Annotated in this window: 17 protein-coding genes; 12 read left to right on the plus strand and 5 right to left on the minus strand. The window is 67.8% G+C overall.

The window, feature by feature from the left end:
* From VFR90_RS10470 to VFR90_RS10505, 8 genes are all read left to right on the plus strand, one after another.
* Positions 1 to 1,382: multicopper oxidase family protein (locus VFR90_RS10470; RefSeq protein WP_326406073.1), on the plus strand; the 1,382-nt coding region annotated here is incomplete at its 5' end.
* Positions 1,383 to 1,405: 23 nt separating this feature from the next.
* Entirely contained in the window at positions 1,406 to 1,930 is a 525-nt protein-coding gene (locus VFR90_RS10475; protein WP_326406074.1) for a cupredoxin domain-containing protein, read from the plus strand.
* Positions 1,931 to 1,971: 41 nt separating this feature from the next.
* Positions 1,972 to 2,400 carry a DUF411 domain-containing protein gene (locus tag VFR90_RS10480; protein WP_326406075.1) on the plus strand — a complete coding sequence of 143 codons (429 nt, stop codon included), beginning with the start codon at positions 1,972 to 1,974 and terminating at the stop codon, positions 2,398 to 2,400.
* 11 nt (positions 2,401 to 2,411) lie between these two features.
* On the plus strand, positions 2,412 to 2,762 hold the full coding sequence (locus VFR90_RS10485) for a copper-binding protein (protein ID WP_326406076.1): 351 nt from the start codon (positions 2,412 to 2,414) through the stop codon (positions 2,760 to 2,762).
* A gap of 25 nt (positions 2,763 to 2,787) precedes the next feature.
* Positions 2,788 to 2,982, plus strand: coding sequence for a hypothetical protein (locus VFR90_RS10490; RefSeq protein ID WP_326406077.1), 195 nt, complete (start codon positions 2,788 to 2,790; stop codon positions 2,980 to 2,982).
* 793 nt (positions 2,983 to 3,775) lie between these two features.
* Positions 3,776 to 4,105 (plus strand): four-helix bundle copper-binding protein, encoded by a 330-nt coding sequence (locus VFR90_RS10495; protein WP_326406078.1) that lies wholly within the window; start codon positions 3,776 to 3,778, stop codon positions 4,103 to 4,105.
* A gap of 79 nt (positions 4,106 to 4,184) precedes the next feature.
* Positions 4,185 to 4,883, plus strand: a complete 699-nt coding sequence (locus tag VFR90_RS10500; protein ID WP_326406079.1) for a DUF305 domain-containing protein — start codon at positions 4,185 to 4,187, stop codon at positions 4,881 to 4,883.
* A gap of 27 nt (positions 4,884 to 4,910) precedes the next feature.
* Positions 4,911 to 5,270: a DUF305 domain-containing protein gene (locus VFR90_RS10505; protein ID WP_326406080.1), complete on the plus strand. Its 360-nt coding sequence runs from the start codon at positions 4,911 to 4,913 to the stop codon at positions 5,268 to 5,270.
* Positions 5,271 to 5,294: 24 nt separating this feature from the next.
* Here VFR90_RS10505 and VFR90_RS10510 read toward each other — a convergent pair whose 3' ends face one another.
* From VFR90_RS10510 to VFR90_RS10530, 5 genes are all read right to left on the minus strand, one after another.
* The gene (locus VFR90_RS10510) at positions 5,295 to 8,459 is read right to left on the minus strand and encodes an efflux RND transporter permease subunit (RefSeq protein WP_326406081.1); all 3,165 of its coding nucleotides are present in this window, start codon (positions 8,457 to 8,459) and stop codon (positions 5,295 to 5,297) included.
* A complete protein-coding gene (locus VFR90_RS10515; RefSeq protein ID WP_326406082.1) occupies positions 8,456 to 10,051 on the minus strand; it encodes an efflux RND transporter periplasmic adaptor subunit in 1,596 nt (531 codons plus the stop codon). The genes VFR90_RS10510 and VFR90_RS10515 overlap by 4 nt, the downstream gene beginning before the upstream one ends.
* A complete protein-coding gene (locus tag VFR90_RS10520) occupies positions 10,048 to 11,328 on the minus strand; it encodes a TolC family protein (RefSeq protein WP_326406083.1) in 1,281 nt (426 codons plus the stop codon). The genes VFR90_RS10515 and VFR90_RS10520 overlap by 4 nt, the downstream gene beginning before the upstream one ends.
* A 76-nt stretch (positions 11,329 to 11,404) precedes the next feature.
* Positions 11,405 to 11,935 (minus strand): hypothetical protein, encoded by a 531-nt coding sequence (locus tag VFR90_RS10525; RefSeq protein WP_326406084.1) that lies wholly within the window; start codon positions 11,933 to 11,935, stop codon positions 11,405 to 11,407.
* Positions 11,880 to 13,268, minus strand: coding sequence for a tyrosine-type recombinase/integrase (locus VFR90_RS10530; protein WP_326406085.1), 1,389 nt, complete (start codon positions 13,266 to 13,268; stop codon positions 11,880 to 11,882). The genes VFR90_RS10525 and VFR90_RS10530 overlap by 56 nt, the downstream gene beginning before the upstream one ends.
* A gap of 391 nt (positions 13,269 to 13,659) precedes the next feature.
* Between VFR90_RS10530 and ssuE the strand changes: the two genes are divergently transcribed.
* From ssuE to ssuD, 4 genes are all read left to right on the plus strand, one after another.
* Positions 13,660 to 14,286: an NADPH-dependent FMN reductase gene (ssuE, locus tag VFR90_RS10535; RefSeq protein ID WP_326406086.1), complete on the plus strand. Its 627-nt coding sequence runs from the start codon at positions 13,660 to 13,662 to the stop codon at positions 14,284 to 14,286.
* Between the two features lie 108 nt (positions 14,287 to 14,394).
* Complete coding sequence (locus VFR90_RS10540) at positions 14,395 to 15,390, plus strand: sulfonate ABC transporter substrate-binding protein (protein WP_326406087.1); 996 nt, start codon at positions 14,395 to 14,397, stop codon at positions 15,388 to 15,390.
* A gap of 13 nt (positions 15,391 to 15,403) precedes the next feature.
* Positions 15,404 to 16,390: an aliphatic sulfonate ABC transporter substrate-binding protein gene (locus tag VFR90_RS10545; RefSeq protein WP_326406088.1), complete on the plus strand. Its 987-nt coding sequence runs from the start codon at positions 15,404 to 15,406 to the stop codon at positions 16,388 to 16,390.
* Complete coding sequence (gene ssuD / locus VFR90_RS10550) at positions 16,387 to 17,610, plus strand: FMNH2-dependent alkanesulfonate monooxygenase (protein ID WP_326406089.1); 1,224 nt, start codon at positions 16,387 to 16,389, stop codon at positions 17,608 to 17,610. Before VFR90_RS10545 ends, ssuD begins: the two co-directional genes overlap by 4 nt.
* Positions 17,611 to 17,617: the final 7 nt, after the last annotated feature.

Below are 17,617 nucleotides of genomic sequence, written 5' to 3' on the forward strand. Positions count from 1 at the left end.
GCGCGATCACGGGCGCCGTGGCCGCCGCCTCGGTCAGCAAGGTGGCGATGGCCTCCTTGCCGGAGCCAGTGATCCAGACCAAGCCGGACACCATGCCGCCGCTGGCACCCCGCACCGGCCGGCCGTACAACCCGGTGGTCACCCTCAACGGCTGGACCGCCCCTTGGCGCATGAACAACGGCGTCAAGGAGTTCCACCTGGTGGCCGAGCCGGTGGTGCGCGAGATGACGCCCGGCTTCAAAGCCCACCTGTGGGGCTACAACGGGCAGTCGCCCGGGCCCACGATCGAAGTGGTCGAGGGCGACCGCGTGCGCATCTTCGTGACCAACAAGCTGCCCGAGCACACGTCGATCCACTGGCACGGTCAGCGGCTGCCCAACGGGATGGACGGGGTGGGCGGCCTCACGCAGCCGCACATCGCGCCCGGCAAGACCTTCGTCTACGAGTTCGAGGCGCGGCGCCCCGGCACCTTCATGTACCACCCGCACGCCGACGAGATGGTGCAGATGGCGATGGGGATGATGGGCTTCTGGATCACGCACCCGAAGGGCCGCCATCCGCTGATCGACGCGGTGGACCGCGACTTCGTCTTCCTGCTCAACGCCTACGACGTCGATCCCGGCAGCTACACGCCGAAGATCATGACGATGCTCGACTTCAACCTCTGGAGCTGGAACAGCCGCATCTTTCCGGGCATCGATCCGCTCGTCGTGCGGCACATGGACAAGGTGCGCATCCGCATCGGCAACCTCACGATGACCAACCACCCGATCCACCTGCACGGGCATGAATTCCTTGTCACCGGCACCGACGGCGGGCCGACGCCGAAGAGCGCTCGCCAGTACGAGGTGACGACCGACATCGCCGTGGGCCAGATGCGGCAGATCGACTTCCTTGCCGACGAAGAAGGCGACTGGGCCTTCCACTGCCACAAGAGCCACCACACGATGAACGCGATGGGCCACGACGTGCCCACGATGATCGGCGTGGACCACCGCGGCGTGGCGAAGAAGATCACCGGCCTGGTGCCCGACTACATGGTGATGGGCGAGCGCGGCATGAAGGACATGACCGAGATGGAGATGCCGCTTCCCGACAACACCGCCGCCATGATGGCCGGGCAGGGGCCGTTCGGTGCGGTCGGCATGGGCGGGATGTTCAGCGTCGTCAAGGTGCGCAAGGACCAGAAGCGCGGCGCCTACGGCGACCCCGGCTGGTTCAAGCATCCGCCTGGCACCGTGGCCTACGAGTTCGGCGGCGCGCTGCCCGAACCCGCTCGCTTCAAGGCCGAAAGCAGCGGCTCCATGCCGGTCGTCAAGCAGGCACCGCAGGACGTCGAAGTGAAGGTCCGGAAGCCCTCCGGTGGCCATTCCGGCCATTGATCTCCATTCAAGAAAGGCACTTCATGCAAGTGATCAAGCCACTCCTGCTCGCCACCGCCGTGGCGTTCTCGTTCTCCGCCCTCGCGCATGAGGGCACGGACCACTCGAAGAAGGCCGGCCCGGTGAGGAAGGAGCAGAAGGACTGGGGCATCGCAGGCGACGCCAAGGCCGCCAAGCGCACGATCGAAGTCGGGATGGCCGACACCATGCGCTTCACGCCCGACAAGATCGAAGTCCGGCAAGGCGAGACGGTCAAGTTCGTCGTCAAGAACAACGGCAAGCAGATGCATGAGTTCGTGATCGGGACCAAGGCCGAGAACGACAAGCATGCGGACATGATGATCAAGTTCCCGACGATGGAGCACGACGAGCCCTACATGGCGCATGTGGGCCCCGGCAAGACGGGAGAGATCGTCTGGACCTTCAACCGCGCCGGCGACTTCGACTTTGCGTGCCTGATCGCGGGTCACTACCAGGCCGGCATGGTCGGGAAGATCAAGGTCGTGGCGGCGGGCTCGACCGCTGCTGCGAAGGCAGGCAAGCCATGACTCGGGCTCGCATCCATGGCACAGCGCGTCGGACGCTTCTCATGTTGGCGCTCTCCACGCCGTTCGCCTCTCGCGCGCAAGCTCGTACCGCGATGGAGGTCTGGAAAGGCCCCAAGTGCGGCTGTTGCAAGGACTGGGTGACGCATATGGAGAAGAACGGCTTCTCCGTCCGGGTTCACGACGACGGCAACACCGACGCCCGCGAGCGGCTGAAGGTGCCGATTGCCTTCGGCTCTTGCCACACCGCCTCCGTGGGCGGCTACGCGATCGAGGGCCACGTACCGGCGGCCGATGTACGCCGGCTGCTGAAGGAGCGGCCCGATGCGGTAGGTCTTGCCGTGCCCGGCATGCTGATCGGCTCACCAGGCATGGACGGTCCCGCCTACGGCAAACGGAAGGACCCCTACGACGTGCTGCTGATCGGCGCCGACGGCCGCAGCAGCGTTTTTTCCCGCTACTCCTCCAAGTGAAAGGTTCCGACATGAAGTTCATCCGACCCCTCGTTCTCGTTGCCGCCGCATCGGTGGCTGGTATCGCCTTCGCCGCGGGCGACCACGGCGGTGCGGTCAAGGTGCAAACCCAAGCTACCGCACCTTCCGCGTCATCCGCCGAGATGACCGACGGCGAGGTGCGCAAGATCGACAAGGAAGGCGGCAAGCTCACGCTGAAGCACGGCGAGATCAAGAACCTTGAAATGCCCGGCATGACGATGGTGTTCAACGTGAAGGACAAGTCGATGCTCGACGCGGTGAAGGCCGGCGACAAGGTCAAGTTCAAGGCCGTCAACGAGGCCGGCAAGTTCACGATCACCGAGATGCAGATGGCAAAGTAGGACCCGCTCGCTGCAGGACGGCCTCATGCCGCACGAGCTGAAGGGGTTCGACAAGCTGCCGCATGACACCTACACGCTGATCATCATCGGTGCCGTGTTCATCGCGGTGGCGCTGCCCGCGATCGTGGCCTTCTTCAAGTGGCGGCACCCTTCGAAGAAAAAGCCTCGCTCGTCGCGTGCACCGCCTAGGCAAGGTAAGCCGGGCGGCCGCAGTCGTTGAGCGCCTCACGCCTGGCCTCCGTTCAACCGGTGGCACTGGCGGGGTGCCGAGGTCGTCGGCCCGGTTGACTCAGTGGCGGTAGCCGGCATCACCGTGTTTGAGTTGCTTCGCGGGTGATGGCAGCAGCAACTGCCTCTCCTCGGTCACCGCAACGCCGCGTGCGCTTCGCTTGCAAGCATTGAACGACCGAGGCACTGCTGCAGCCAGAGAGGGAACGTGATTTGCCGCATGGTTCGAGCGCCTGTGCGCCCTCGGACATGCAGACCGAATCACGCCTCTCCTACTTGTTCGCCTTGCACCGCCAGCCATCTAGGCTGGGAGGCTTGCGGCGCCCGAGCCAGGGGCGATGGCCACCCCGGCGCTTTCACCGCTGGGTCGCGATGGTCGCGTTGCTGAGCTTCGTAGCGTCCGTTGGCGCCATGATGATTTGCGAGGTGCATTGCGTTGCTCAGATGCTCGCGGGAGGCCAAGGGTCGTCCCTAGCGCACGACCATGTCGATGAGAACTCGGCGTCGAAGGGGTTGGGGAGTCATCTCAAGGATGCCGGCCCTTGCCATTTGGCGGCGACGCCGATCTCCACCCTGGCGACATCGGACGCCACCGCAGTAGCCCCTCCACTGGAGGATCTGTGGCTGTCCGGATCGTCGCTCCCTTTCGCGTCGGTTATCTGGCCCCCGCCGAGACCCAGGCCGAAGTTCGTCTCCTGAAAAGCTTCTCGCCATCGCGGCTGACGCCGCGGCACGTTGTCGTTGGGCAGTCGCCCAACGCGGCACCCTTTTCTCAGGAGACTCTCATGCCCCACCAGATCAATCAAGCCTGCATCGAGGCTTGCAACGCATGCGCAACGGCGTGCGACCACTGCTTCGCGTCGTGCCTACAAGAGCAAGACGTCAAGATGATGGCGCGCTGCATCGCGCTCGACGCCGACTGCGCTGCAATCTGCCGACTCTCAGCCGGCTACATGGCTCGCGGCAGCCAATTTGCGAAGCAGGTTTGCCAGCAATGCGCGCAGATCTGCGACGCGTGCGCCGAGGAGTGCGGCAAGCACCGCATGGACCACTGCCAGGCCTGCGCCGAAGCGTGCCGCCGATGCGCCGAGGCCTGCCGAGCCATGGCGACTTGAGACGGCGCCGCTTGCTCTGTCCACCGCCTACCGGAGCTGCCTCACGGGGCAGCTCTACGACACCCCTATGGAGATGCACATGAAGTCTTTCAGAACCATCGCGGGCGCCATCGCGCTTGCCGCCACGCAGACATCTGCCCTCGCCGACGCCCCCGGCCAAGGACTCACCGCTCGATACGAGGTCGAGTTCATGCAGATGACCATCGATCACCACTACTCGGCGCTGCGCATGACCGAGTTGGCAGCGGGCACTGATCTTCAGCGCTCACCGGAGATCAGCCCGACGGAAGGCACTTCGCCGACGCCTGGCCTCGGCGCGACACCAGCCAAGGCAACGCTCGATGAACTGAAGTCGATGGCCCGCCGCAACAACCGGATGCAGCGCGAGGAGATCATGACGCTGCAGCGCTTCCTGCGCGATTGGTACGGCGTCGACTACCAGCCCCGCCTGCGTGAGGACGGCAAGGCTGCGATTGCGATCTTGGAGCAAGCGCAACCGGGCGCCGACTTCAACAAGGCGTTCTACGAAACCCTCAGCCGCCATCACTACATGTTGATGGAGCCTGTCAACGGCTGCATGACCGGCAGCGATCTGATGCACCACGACCTGCGCCGGGAATGCCGCGGCATGTGGCACAGCCAGATCGCGGACATCGAGATGATGCGCAACGAGTTGAAGAAACAGTTCGGCATCGCCGACTACCAGCCGTTCCGCGGCCTTGAGCCGCTGCGGAGCAACAAGGGCAGCCCGCGCGGCCACCGCAGCGGCAGCCAATGACTCGCTGGCACCAAAAGGAGTTTTTCCATGAAGCACAACGTACTGAAACGCCTCGGCGCTTCGACGGCACTGGCACTCGCCTGCGGACTTGCTTTTGCACAGAGCACGGAAGCGCCGATGAGCAAATCCATGGGCCAAGGCTCTCAGCAGATGCATGAGCAGATGATGAGCGGCATGCAGAAGATGCAGTCGATGCAGCCCGGCGGCGACACCGACAAGGACTTCGCCATGATGATGCGCATGCATCATCAAACGGCCATCGACATGGCGAAGGTCGAGGTCGAGCAAGGCAAGTCCTCCGAGATGAAGGCGCTCGCCCGCAAGATCATCAGCGACCAGCAGAAGGAAATCGCCCAGCTCGACAAGTGGCTGGCTACGAAGAAGTAGGTAGGCGATGGTGCGTCGCGGCGGTCAGGCCTCCGCGACGCGCTGCTCGCGCATCGAACCTTCCGCGCTCCGACCCCGCCTGCGCATCAAGAGATACACGGCCGGGATCACGAACATCGACAACAGCGGCGCGGTGATCATCCCGCCGACCATCGGCGCGGCGATGCGCTGCATCACCTCGGAGCCGGTGCCGCTGCCGAACATGATTGGCACGAGGCCGGCGACGATAACCGCGACCGTCATCGCCTTCGGTCGCACGCGCAGCACCGCGCCATCGCGGATCGCATCGAGCAGCGCGGTGTCGTCGAGCTCGCCGCGGGCAAGCCGCGCCTCCCACGCCTGCTTCAGATACAGCAGCATGATCACGCCGAACTCCGCCGCGACACCCGCCAGCGCGATGAAGCCGATCGCGCTCGCGACGCTCAGGTTGTGCCCCAGCAGGTACAGCAGCCAGAAGCCGCCGACCAGCGCGAAGGGAAGCGTCGCCATGATCAGCAGCGCCTCGTCGAAGCGGCGGAAGGTGAGGTAGAGCAGCACGAAGATGATCGCCAGCATGACGGGCACGACGGTCTTGAGCCGCGCCGTCGCGCGTTCGAGGTACTCGAACTGCCCCGACCAAGAGACCGAGTAGCCCGGCGCGAGCTTCACCTGCTCGGCCACAGCGCGCTGCATGTCCTGCACCGCCGAGCGCAGGTCGCGGCCGCGGATGTCGACATAGACGAAGCCGGCGAGGCGCGCGTTCTCGCTGCGCAGCATCGGCGGGCCGTCGGTGATGCGCACGTCGGCCACGTCGCTCAAAACGATGCGCGCGCCGCGGTCGGTGAGGATGGGCAAGCGGCGCAGCTTGTCGAGCGAATCGCGGATCTCGCGCGGGTAGCGCACGTTGATCGGGAAGCGCTGCAGGCCTTCGACGGTCTCGCCGACGTTGTCGCCGCCCACGGCCGCGCCGATTATCGACTGCACGTCGGCCACGTTCATGCCAAAGCGCGCGGCGGCGTCGCGGCGGATCGTCACGTCGATGTAGCGCCCGCCGCTCAGGCGCTCGGCCAGCGCGCTGCTCACGCCGGGCACGGGCTTCACCGCGCGCTCGATCGCGCCGGCGATGCGGTTGATCTCCGCGAGATCGGCGCCCGCGACCTTGATGCCCACGGGACTCTTGATGCCGGTGGCCAGCATGTCGATGCGGTTGCGGATCGGCGGCACCCAGATGTTCGACAGGCCCGGCACCTTCACGATGCGATCGAGTTCCTCGACGAGCTTGTCGGTCGTCATGCCGGTGCGCCACGCGCTCTTCGGCTTGAACTGGATCGTGGTCTCGAACATCTCGAGCGGCGCGGGGTCGGTCGCGGTCTCGGCGCGGCCGGCCTTGCCGTAGACCGTCTCGACTTCCGGCACGGTCTTGATGAGCCGGTCCGTCTGCTGCAGCAGCTCGGCCGCCTTGCCCGCCGAAAGGCCGGGCAGCGCGCTCGGCATGTAGAGCAAGTCGCCTTCGTCAAGCGGCGGCATGAATTCGCCGCCGATCTTCAGGATCGGCCACGCGGTGCTCGCGAGCACAAGCAGCGCGACGGCGATCGTGGCCTTCGGCCACGCTAGCACCGCATCGAGCAACGGCCGGTACAGCGCGATCAGTGCACGGTTCAGCGGGTTGCTACGCTCGTCGGGGATGCGCCCGCGGATCAGCCAGCCCATCAGCACCGGCACCAGCGTCACCGAGAGCCCGGCCGCCGCGGCCATCGCATAGGTCTTGGTGAAGGCCAGCGGCGAGAAGAGCCTGCCCTCTTGCGCCTCCAGCGTGAACACCGGAACGAAGCTCAAGGTGATGATGAGCAGCGAGAAGAAGAGCGCCGGCCCGACCTCCGCAGCCGCATCGCCGATCACGCGCCACTGTGCATCGCCTTGCAGCGTCTCGCCGGGATGCGCATGCCGCCAGGTCTCGATGTGCTTGTGCGCGTTCTCGATCATCACCACCGCGGCATCGACCATCGCGCCGATCGCGATCGCGATGCCGCCCAGCGACATGACGTTCGCATTGACGCCCTGGTAGTGCATCACTATGAAGCCGGCGAGGATGCCGAGCGGCAGCGTGACGATCGCGACGAAGGCCGAGCGCAGGTGGAACAGGAACACCGCGCAGACGAGCGCGACGACGACGAACTCCTCGATCAGCTTGTCGCGCAGGTTCGTCACCGCACGCTCGATGAGGTTCGAGCGGTCGTAGGTCGGCACGATCTCGACGCCCTTGGGCAGACTGGCTTGCAGCGAAGCGAGCTTGGCCTTCACCGCCTCGATCGTCTCCAGCGCGTTCTTGCCCGAGCGCATCACGATCACGCCGCCGGTGGCTTCGCCCTCGCCATCGAGCTCGCCGATGCCGCGGCGCATCTCGGGTCCGATCTGCACCCGGGCCACGTCGCCCAGGCGCACGCTCACGCCGGCGTCGGTCGAGGCGAGCGGGATCGCGCGGAAGTCGTCGAGCGATGCGAGCAGGCCCGAGGCGCGCACCATGTACTCGGCCTCGCCCAGCTCAAGCACCGAGCCGCCGGCTTCCTGATTCGCGTTGCGGATGGCCTCGACGACACGGCCGTGCGGGATCGCGTAGGCCGCGAGCTTGTCGGGATCGAGCACCACCTGGTACTGCCGGACCATGCCGCCGACGGACGCGACCTCGGCCACGTCGGGTACGGTCTTGAGCTCGTACTTGAGGAACCAGTCCTGCAGCGCTCGGAGCTGGCCCGCGTCCATCGCGCCGCTGCGATCGACGAGCGCGTACTGGTAGATCCAGCCGACGCCCGTCGCGTCCGGCCCGAGCGCCGGCTTCGCGGCGGCAGGCAGCCGCGACTGCACCTGGTTCAGGTACTCCAGCACCCGCGAGCGCGCCCAGTACGGGTCGGTGCCGTCTTCGAACAGCACGTAGACGAAGCTGTCGCCGAAGAACGAATAGCCGCGCACGACCTTCGCGCCAGGTACCGACAGCATCGTCGTCGTGAGCGGATAGGTGACCTGGTTCTCGACGATGCGCGGCGCCTGGCCGGCATAGGTCGTGCGGATGATGACCTGCGTGTCGGAGAGATCGGGCAGCGCGTCGAGCGGCGCACGCTGCACCGTCCACACGCCCCAGCCGGCCAGCAGCAGCGTCGCCATCAGCACCAGGAAGCGGTTACCGATCGACCAGCGGATCAGCGCGGCGATCATCGCGAGGCTCCCGACGCAGGCGCAAGCGGGACGATCCGGCTGACGACAGGGCCGTCGGTCGGGTCCATGACGAATTCGAACTCGACGCGGTCGCCCGCCGCCAGTCCTCGCGGCAGCCGCTCGGGCGGCGGCAGCGCGAACTCCATCGTCATCTCGGCCCACTTGAGGCTGGGGATCGGGCCGTGACTCAACGTCACCGCATCGCGACCGATGGCCTCGATGACGCCTTGGCCGCGATGCACCTCGGCTGGCTTGGCTGTCGCCGCTTTCGGGTCCCCGTTCAAGCGGGCCTCGACGCCGCGAAGGCTGGCTTCGGAGTCGATCAGGAACTGCGACGAGACGACCACGCGCTGGCCGGCTTCGAGGCCGCGCCTGATCTCGATCCGGCCACTGGTCTCGAGCCCGGTCTCGACATCGACCGGCCGGAAACGGCCGTTCTCCTCCGCCACCATCACCACCGCGCGGCGACCGGTCTGGATCACCGCCTCGGTCGGCACGAGGAGCGCCTTGCCCGCGCGCGCGTCGGTGAACTGCATCGTGACGAAGGCGCCCGGCACGAGGCGGCCGCCGGGGTTGTCGAACTGCACGCGTGCCTTGACCGTGCGCGTGGTCGCGTTCACTTCGGGCAGCAGGGTCTGCACGGTGCCGCGATGCACCCTGCCCGGATCGGCCGGGCTGCGTGCCTCGACCGTGCTGCCGGGCCGCACGAGCGCCGCCTGGCTCTCGGGCACTTCGGCGAGCGCCCACACGGTGCCTAGGCCGTTGATGCGCGCGAGCGTCATGCCGGCGCTCACCGTCATGCCTTCGCGCACCGCGAGTTCGGCGACCACGCCGCTCGATGGCGAAGTGAGCGTGATGCGCGGCTGCACGCGCCCGGCCGCTTCGACGCGTGCGATTTGCGGCTCAGTCATGCCCACAAGCAACAGGCGTTGACGCGCCGCCGCCAGCAGGGCCGAGTCGCCCGGCGCGATGCGGCGCATCGCGAGGTACTCCTCCTGCGCGGCGATCCAGTCGGGCACGTAGAAATCGACGAAGGGCTGGCCTTGCTTCACGCGATCGAGCGTCGCGCGCACATGCAGCTTCTCGACGTAGCCGCTCGCGCGCGCCTGCAGCACGGACTGGTCGCGCTCGTTCCACGCGATGCTGCCGACCGCGGCGAGCTTCGGCTGCAGCGTGCCTTCGACCACCTCGGCCGTGCGCACGCCCAGGTTCTGCTGGATGCGCGGGCTGACGGTGACGGTGCCCGCGTCTTCGCTCGCGCCTGCATAGACAGGCACTAGCATCATGTCCATGAAGGGCGACTTGGCCGGTGCGTCGAAGCGCTTACCCGGCACCATCGGGTCGTGGTAGTAGAGGATGGACTTGCCGGTCGCCGGATCGACCTGGCCGGCCTTCAGGCCCTGCTGGATGTGCCGTCGCGTCGCGGCCTCGCCGGCGGCGATGCTGCTCGTCGGGTCTTCGGCAGTCGATGCCGTTTGCACCGATGCCGGGGCCGTCATGCCTCGCTGCATGCCCGCGCGGTAGGCGGCATAGCTCGCGAGCGCGAGGGCCGCGACGATCGCGGCGGTGATCAAGGTGTGGCGAAGCTTCATGGTGCGGTCCTCGATGTCGTCGGGCCGTCCTGCGGCATCAGGAAGGTGAGTTGCGCCCACAGGCGCGCGATGTCCGCCTCGATGCGCAGGCGATCGAGGTGGACCTGCAGCGCGTTGCGCCGCGCTTCGAGCACGCCGGCCAGCGAGCCGCTGCCCGCGGCGTAGGCCGCAAGGGCGGCGGCGCTGCGCTGCTCGGCCAGCGGCAGCAAGGCCTCGTCGTGGCGACGAAGCCGGCGCTCCTGGTTGCGCCACGCCGCTTGCGAGGCGCGGATGTCGGCCTCGACCGCGCGCTCGGCGTCCTCGAGCCGCGCGCGCGCTTCGTCGAGCATCGCGAGCCTGGCTGCGTGTTCGCGGTCCTGCCGGTTCTTCTGGTCCCACTGCAGCGGCACCGAGAGGTTGATTGACACCATGTTCGAATAGGCCGGCCCGCGTTGGCTCAGCATCAACTCGACGCTCCAGTCGGAGCGGCGCTCGGCATCGGTTACGCGGGCTTCCGCCAGCGCGGCGTTCTCTTGCGAAAGCCGCTCGGCGACGACGAGCGTGCGCTCGATCGGCAGCGCGTCGTCCGCCGCGAGGGCGAACGCAGGTCGCGACGTCAGCGGCTCCTTCGCTACATCGCCGACGAATCGCGCGAGGCGCACGGTGGCCACGTCGATCTCGCGCTCCGTCTCGTCGAGCCGATCGCGCAGGCCTTCGAGATCGCCGCGTGCGGTGAACACCTCGGTCTGCGAACCGCGGCTGCTGCGGTACAACGCCTCGGCTGCCTGCACTTGCTGTTGGGCTTGCTCGATCTGCCGCCGCAATTGATCGCGCATGGACTCGGCGAAGGAGCGATCGAGCCAGGCGAGCGCCGCGTCCCGCTGCACCTCGGCGACCGCTTGCTTTCTTCCCACGTCGGCCAGCGCGACGTTGCGTTCGGCGCGCTCGACGCGCGCCGCCCGCTTGTCGGCGCGCGTGAGCTCCTGCATCACGCCGACCGAGCGCATCGTCATGAAGTCGCGCGTGACGCTGAAGCGGTCCGGGCCGTCGATCGGCAGGTTGTTGAGCCCGAGCCTCAGCACGGGGTCCGGGCGCTGGCCTGCGGCGACTGCCAGTTCGCTCGCCGCGCGCGACTGCGCGGACGCCGAAGCCACCAAGCGCGACCGCTCGGCGGCCAAGGCCACCGCGGTCTCCATTGAAAGTGATGCTGATCGGGCAATGGTCGGCCATGCGACCAGCAGCACCAGCACACCGCAGACCGCGCGACGCGCGGACGCGAGCGGCAAACGTACGTTCATGGGAACTCCTGAAGATCGGATCGGAATCGGTCCCCGGGGCCGTAGCCCGGGCCGTCAAACCGCGAACTTCAGGAGATCAAATGCGCCAACAGCAGTGGACGATGCTGTGATCGTCGGGTGGAGCGCGATCACGTCGGATCTGATGGCTCGCCCAACGACCGTGCTGGGTGCCAAGCGGTTCGACCGCTGGCAGGACGATGACGGTCAGCAGCGCCGGCAACGCCATCGCTGCGACCGGCGACTGATCGAGCGGTGGGTGCGCCGGGTCGATCTGACAATGCTTGAAGCACAGGCCGGGCTGCTCCGCATCAACTGCCTGCACGCCCGACATCATCTCGGCGCAAGGCATGCCGGCCATCGGGTTCCCTCCGGAATCCTGGCGCTGCAGGGGGCAGGCATAGCTCACGGCTGCGAGCTGCACCAACAGCATCGTTGCTGCCAGGAAACGCGCGAGGAAGCGCCGGAATGGTCGGGGAAAAACCATGCTCTGGAGCTTAAACGATCGACCACTGAGCCGTACTCGGTCCTCCGCGCCGACGCTCGAACCGCCGTTATCGCGGGCCTGACGGAACCAGGGGGAGTTTTGGGCGACGGTCAGCAACTGCACGATCGCGCCATGGACGGCGCACCGCGGCACGGCGAGGTGGTCGAGACTGCGGGGCCAGATCAAGAGGATTGGCTGCAGCAGCGTCGATGAAATCAGCGACCGTCTGCCAAGCCTGCCTCAGTTGCGCTTCGCTTTTGCCGACGTAGCTGCCAAGCGTCACGTCGCGGCCCGTCGCGTGGTTCATCATCTTCTTAAGTGCCGCACCCGACACCAGTTCCTCTGCGATGCTGGCAAAGGTGTCACGCAAGCCATGTCCCTGCACTGATGTGCCGGCCTTCGCATTGATCCACGCCAAGGTCTTGCGTGCATCGACGATCGGGAACAGCGCCGCGTCCGCCTTCTTGTCGGTCGCGTTACGCACCACAATCTCCAACGCTTGTCGCGACAGCAGCAGCTTATGGTCGCTGCGATTCTTGGTGTCGCGCAGCGTGATCTTGCCGCCGACAAGGTCGAGATCCGCCACCTTGATGGGTGGGTAACCGTGGCGCTTGTGGCCGTGAATCTCGACGCCTCGGCAGCCAGTGAGCAGCTGGAACCTGTAGTAGTCGGCTGCCACCCGAGATGGCGCTGTCGCTGCTGCGTTCCACCATGCACCAAGCTGTTCGGGCGGTATGGGCGCCGGTTCGCTGGACCCGGTCGTGATGACGATGCGGTCTCGGCCGGCGGTATCGCGTGCCAGCGGGTTGTCGGTGATGACGACACCGTGCCATCGCAGCACGGCCCGCAACACCTGCATCGCGTACGTCGCCTGTCGCTCTGATCGCTCCCGCAAGTCCGTATGGAGCTTGCGGATGTCCTTGCCCGTGATCGTGCTCACAAGCTTGTGCGCCAGTGGGTAGAGCTCGCCGTCCGCGAACTTCTTGCCGCTGCGCATCGTTCGGCCCGGTTCGACCATCGCCAAGTAGTCGGCGCGAGTGCGTGCCTTCAAGGCCAGCCCGTCCTTGGCGCGACGCTTCCTCTCGACGTAATCGCGCACTGCCTGAGCGAGAGACAGCCCTTCGAGCCGGCCAGCCGCCTCTGACTCGGCAGCAACTCTCCTGAGTCGTACCTCCTCCTGCGCCGGCCAGTCCACACCCTCTCGTGCGAGTGCGCGAATGCGAGCGGCCTCGGCACACGCGGCGGCAAGCCTGATCTGCCCCGCGCCTTCGCCGTACTCCTGCGGAAGTCGGTACTGCCGTTCGCCGTCACTGCCGCCCTTCACGGTGTAGCGAATGAGCAGGGTCCGCACTCCATCCGGTGCGATGCGAAGTTGCAGGCCACGCTCCAAGGTCACCTTGAAGGCTTGCTCCCTGGGCTTGAGGGCATCGATGGCCCGAACGGTCAAGAGCGGCATAAGGGCAGTTCCGTGTCCGAACCGTGTCCGAAAAATCGCTGGATCGGATGCTATGAGTCGGGACATCGTGGAACAAGAATTCTTCGTAAGCCATTGATCCGCAATGGATTTCTGACGTCCCAAACAGTCTCGGAAAAGCCGTTGAAGTCCGCCGGACTCCGACTGTTAATCCGTAGGTCCCTGGTTCGAGCCCAGGTCGGGGAGCCAAGAAATGCAAGGCCTCGCACGCAAGTGCGGGGCCTTTTGCTTGGGCGCGTGCGGCCTCGCGGCGGATGCCCGCTTTCGCCGCCACCACCCCGCACATCGCGCCTAACCAAGCTCGAAAGCCTTCGTTGGCCGGCGGCGCGGCGGCTCCTATCGTGCGGGCTCCTCGACTCGCATCGGCATCCGCATGTCCCGCATCCTCAGCCTGCTCGGCAGCCCTTCGGCCCGTTCGCGCTCCGGCGCGCTGCTTGCCGAAATGGAAGGGCGCCTCGCGGCCGCGCTCGACGTGCCGCAGCCGCCCCGGCGCGTCGTGCTGCGCGAGCTGCCGGCCGCCGCGCTGCTCGCCGGCGACGCCGCGGCGGCGCCGATCGTCGAGGCCATCGCGGCGCTGCGCGAAGCGCGCTTGGTTCTCGTCGCGACGCCGATCTACAAGGCGGCCTACAGCGGCTTGCTGAAGGCCTTCCTCGACGTGCTGCCGCAAGACGCGCTGCGCGGCAAGACCATCGTGCCGCTGGCCAGCGGCGGCAGCCTCGCGCATCTGCTGGCGCTCGACTACGCGCTGCGGCCGGTGCTCGCCGCGCTCGGCGCGCACGACATCCGCGCCGCGGTCTTCGCCACCGACGCGCAGCTGCCCTTGCATGCGGATGCGCACCGGCCGGTGCACGAGCTCGGCCTGCGGCTCGACCGTGCGGTCGCCGACCTCCTCGAGCCCGCCGAGGCCTGGGCAGCGCGCGTCGAAGCGCGCCCGGTCGCGGTGGTGCCGCGGGCGCGCATCCCGGCGCTCGACGTGATCGAGGCGCGATGTAGCGCCTGACGCGCGCGCCAACCCCGGCGCCGCAACGCGCCGCCTGCCCTTTACGCCACACATCCAGCCGCGCGCATCGCTGCGGCGAGCCGCTGCTTTGCCTTGAAAGACGACCCGATGACCCACCCTCTCGCCCCCACCTCGAAGCGCCGCCGCCTGCTGCTGGCGCTGGCCCTCGCCGCATCGACGGCCGTGCCCTTCGGGCTCGCGCACGCCCAGGCCGCGGCGGCCAGGGAGACGCTGCGCATCGGCTACCAGAAGTACGGCACGCTGACGCTGCTGAAGGCACGCGGCGATCTCGACCGCCGCCTCGCCGCCCAGGGCATCGCGGTGCAATGGAGCGAATTCCCGGCCGGGCCGCAGTTGCTCGAAGGCCTGAACGTCGGCTCGATCGACTTCGGCACTGTCGGGGAGGCGCCGCCGATCTTCGCGCAGGCCGCCGGCGCGCCGATCGTCTACGTCGCGAACCAGCCGCCCGCACCGAGCGCCGAGGCGATCGTCGTCGCGAAGGACTCGCCGCTGAAGCGCGTTGCCGACCTGAAGGGCAAGAAGGTCGCGCTCAACAAGGGCTCGAACGTCCACTACCTGCTCGTCAAGGCGCTCGAGAAGGCCGGCCTCGGCTATGCCGACGTGCAGACGGTCTTCCTGCCGCCGGCCGATGCGCGCGCCGCCTTCGAGCGCGGCAGCGTCGATGCCTGGGTGATCTGGGATCCCTTCCTCGCCGCGGCCGAGACGCAGCTCGGCGCGCGCGTGCTGGCCGACGGCACGGGCCTCGTCGCGAACCACCAGTTCTACCTGGCCGCGCGCAGCTACGGCGAGCGCAGGCCGCAGGTGATCGAGGCCATCGTCGAGGAGCTTGCGAAGCTCGACGCCTGGGCCGCGAAGGACGCGAAGGCGGTCGCCGCGCTGCTCGCGCCGCAGATCGGCTTGCCGATCGACATCACCGAGCGCTCGGCGCAGCGCTTCGCCTACGGCATCCAGCCGATCTCGGCAAAGGTCGCGCAGGAGCAGCAGAAGATCGCCGACGCCTTCTTCGAGCTGAAGCTGATCCCCAGGCCCGTGAAGATCGCCGAGGCACTGCCCGCGTCGATCAAGCTGGCTCAGAAGCCCTGAGCGGGAGCGCGCGATGACGATCGACCGACGCTCGTTCACGCTCGGCGGCGCGGCACTCGCGCTGGCCGCTTCGGGCGGCGCCAGCGCACAGGGGAAGGCGCCGGTGCAGCTGCGCATCGGCTTCCAGAAGAGCGCCGTCAACCTCGTGTTGCTCAAGCAGAAAGGCGTGCTCGAACAGCGCTTCGCCGGCACGAAGCTGCAGTGGATCGAGTTCCCGGCGGGGCCGCAGCTCCTCGAAGCGCTGGCGGTCGGAAGCCTCGACATCGGGCTCACCGGCGATTCGCCGCCGGTCTTCGCGCAGGCCGCGGGCAAGGACCTGCGCTACGTCGGCGCCGAGCCGCCGAAGCCGCGCAGCTCGGCCATCCTCGTCAAGCACGATGCGCCGCTGCGCACGCTGGCCGACCTGAAAGGCAAGCGCGTGGCGCTGCAACGCGGCTCGAGCGCGCACTACCTGGTGGTCGCGGCGCTGCGCAAGGCCGGCCTCGCGTGGAGCGACATCACGCCGATGTACCTGCCGCCGTCGGACGCGCGCGCCGCGTTCGAGCGCGACAGCGTCGATGCCTGGGGCATCTGGGACCCGTTCTACGCCGCCACGGAAATCGACGTGAAGACGCGCGTGCTGCACGACGGCGTCGGACTGTCGAGCAACAACAGCTTCTACCTCGCCTCCAGCGCCTTCACGCGGCAGCACCCGGCGACGCTGCTCGCGCTGTTCGACGAACTCAGCGCGTCCGACCGCTGGCTGCACGCAAACAAGAAGGAGGCCGCGCAGATCCTGGCCGGCTTCACCGGCCTGAGCCTCGCGACCATCCACCGCTTCATCGAACGCCGGCCGAAGGCCGCGACGGGGCCGGTGCCGCCGGCGCTGGTGCTCGAACAGCAGCGCGTGGCCGACGCCTTCTTCGAGCTGGGCCTGATCCCGAAGGCGGTGAAGGTGGCCGAGATCGTCTGGCAGCCGGCGTCCGATCCCTCCAAGCTCGCGAAGGCCATCACCTCATGAAGATCCTCTGGTTCATCCCCACCCACGGCGACTCGCGCTTCCTCGGCAGTGCCGTCGGCGCGCGCGCCGTAAGCTTCGATTACTTCCGGCAGATCGCCGTCGCGGCCGACAGCCTCGGCTACGAAGGCGTGCTGATCCCCACGGGCCGCTCCTGCGAAGACCCGTGGATGGTCGCGTCGAGCCTGATCGAAGTGACGCGGCGCCTGAAGTTCCTGGTCGCGTTGCGACCCGGGCTGGTGACGCCATCGCTCGCCGCGCGCATGGCGGCGAGCTTCGACCGGCTCTCGGGCGGCCGGCTGCTGATCAACCTGGTGACCGGCGGCGATGCGGCCGAGCTCGCCGGCGACGGCCAGTTCCTCGACCACGCCGAGCGCTACGAGCAGAGCGTCGAGTTCATGACGATCTGGCGCGAGGTGATGACGCGCAGCCATGAAGGAAGCGGCTTCGACTTCGACGGCAAGCACCTGCAGGTGAAGGACGCGAAGCTGCTCTACCCCGGCCTGCAGCGGCCCTACCCGCCGTTGTTCTTCGGCGGCTCGTCGGAGGCGGCGCACGAGCTCGCCGCCGCGCAGTTCGACACCTACCTCACGTGGGGCGAGCCGCCGGCCGCGGTGGCCGAGAAGGTGGCCGACGTGAAGCGGCGCGCCGCGAAGCACGGCCGCACGCTGCGCTTCGGCATCCGCCTGCACGTGATCGTGCGCGAGACCGAGGACGAGGCCTGGCGTGCCGCCGGCGAGCTGCTGAGCCACCTCGGCGACGCGACGATCGCCGCCGCGCAGTCGCGCTTCGCGCAGATGGACTCGGTCGGCCAGCGCCGCATGGCCGAGCTGAACAAGGGCCGCTTCAACCGCGCGAACGTGCGCGACGGCCTGGAGATCGCGCCCAACCTCTGGGCCGGCGTCGGCCTGGTGCGCGGCGGCGCCGGCACCGCGCTGGTCGGCAATGCGCGGCAGGTCGCCGAACGCATCGAGGAGTACGCGGCGCTCGGGCTCGATCACTTCATCCTTTCCGGCTACCCGCACCTGGAAGAGGCGCACCGCGTCGCCGAGCTGCTGTTCCCGCTGCTGCCGGTGCAGCGCGCGTCGAGCGACGCGGCGCGGCCGGTGCTGAGCGGGCCGTTCGGCGAGATCGTCGCGAACGGGATCGTCCCGCCCGGGCAACGGGCCGATCGCAGCGCGCCCGCTGGGCCGCGGCCGGCGCTCAAGGAAGCCGCGAGCTGAGGACCGC

Origin of the sequence: Methylibium sp., from assembly GCF_035762065.1 — a bacterium.
Taxonomy (GTDB): domain Bacteria; phylum Pseudomonadota; class Gammaproteobacteria; order Burkholderiales; family Burkholderiaceae_C; genus Methylibium.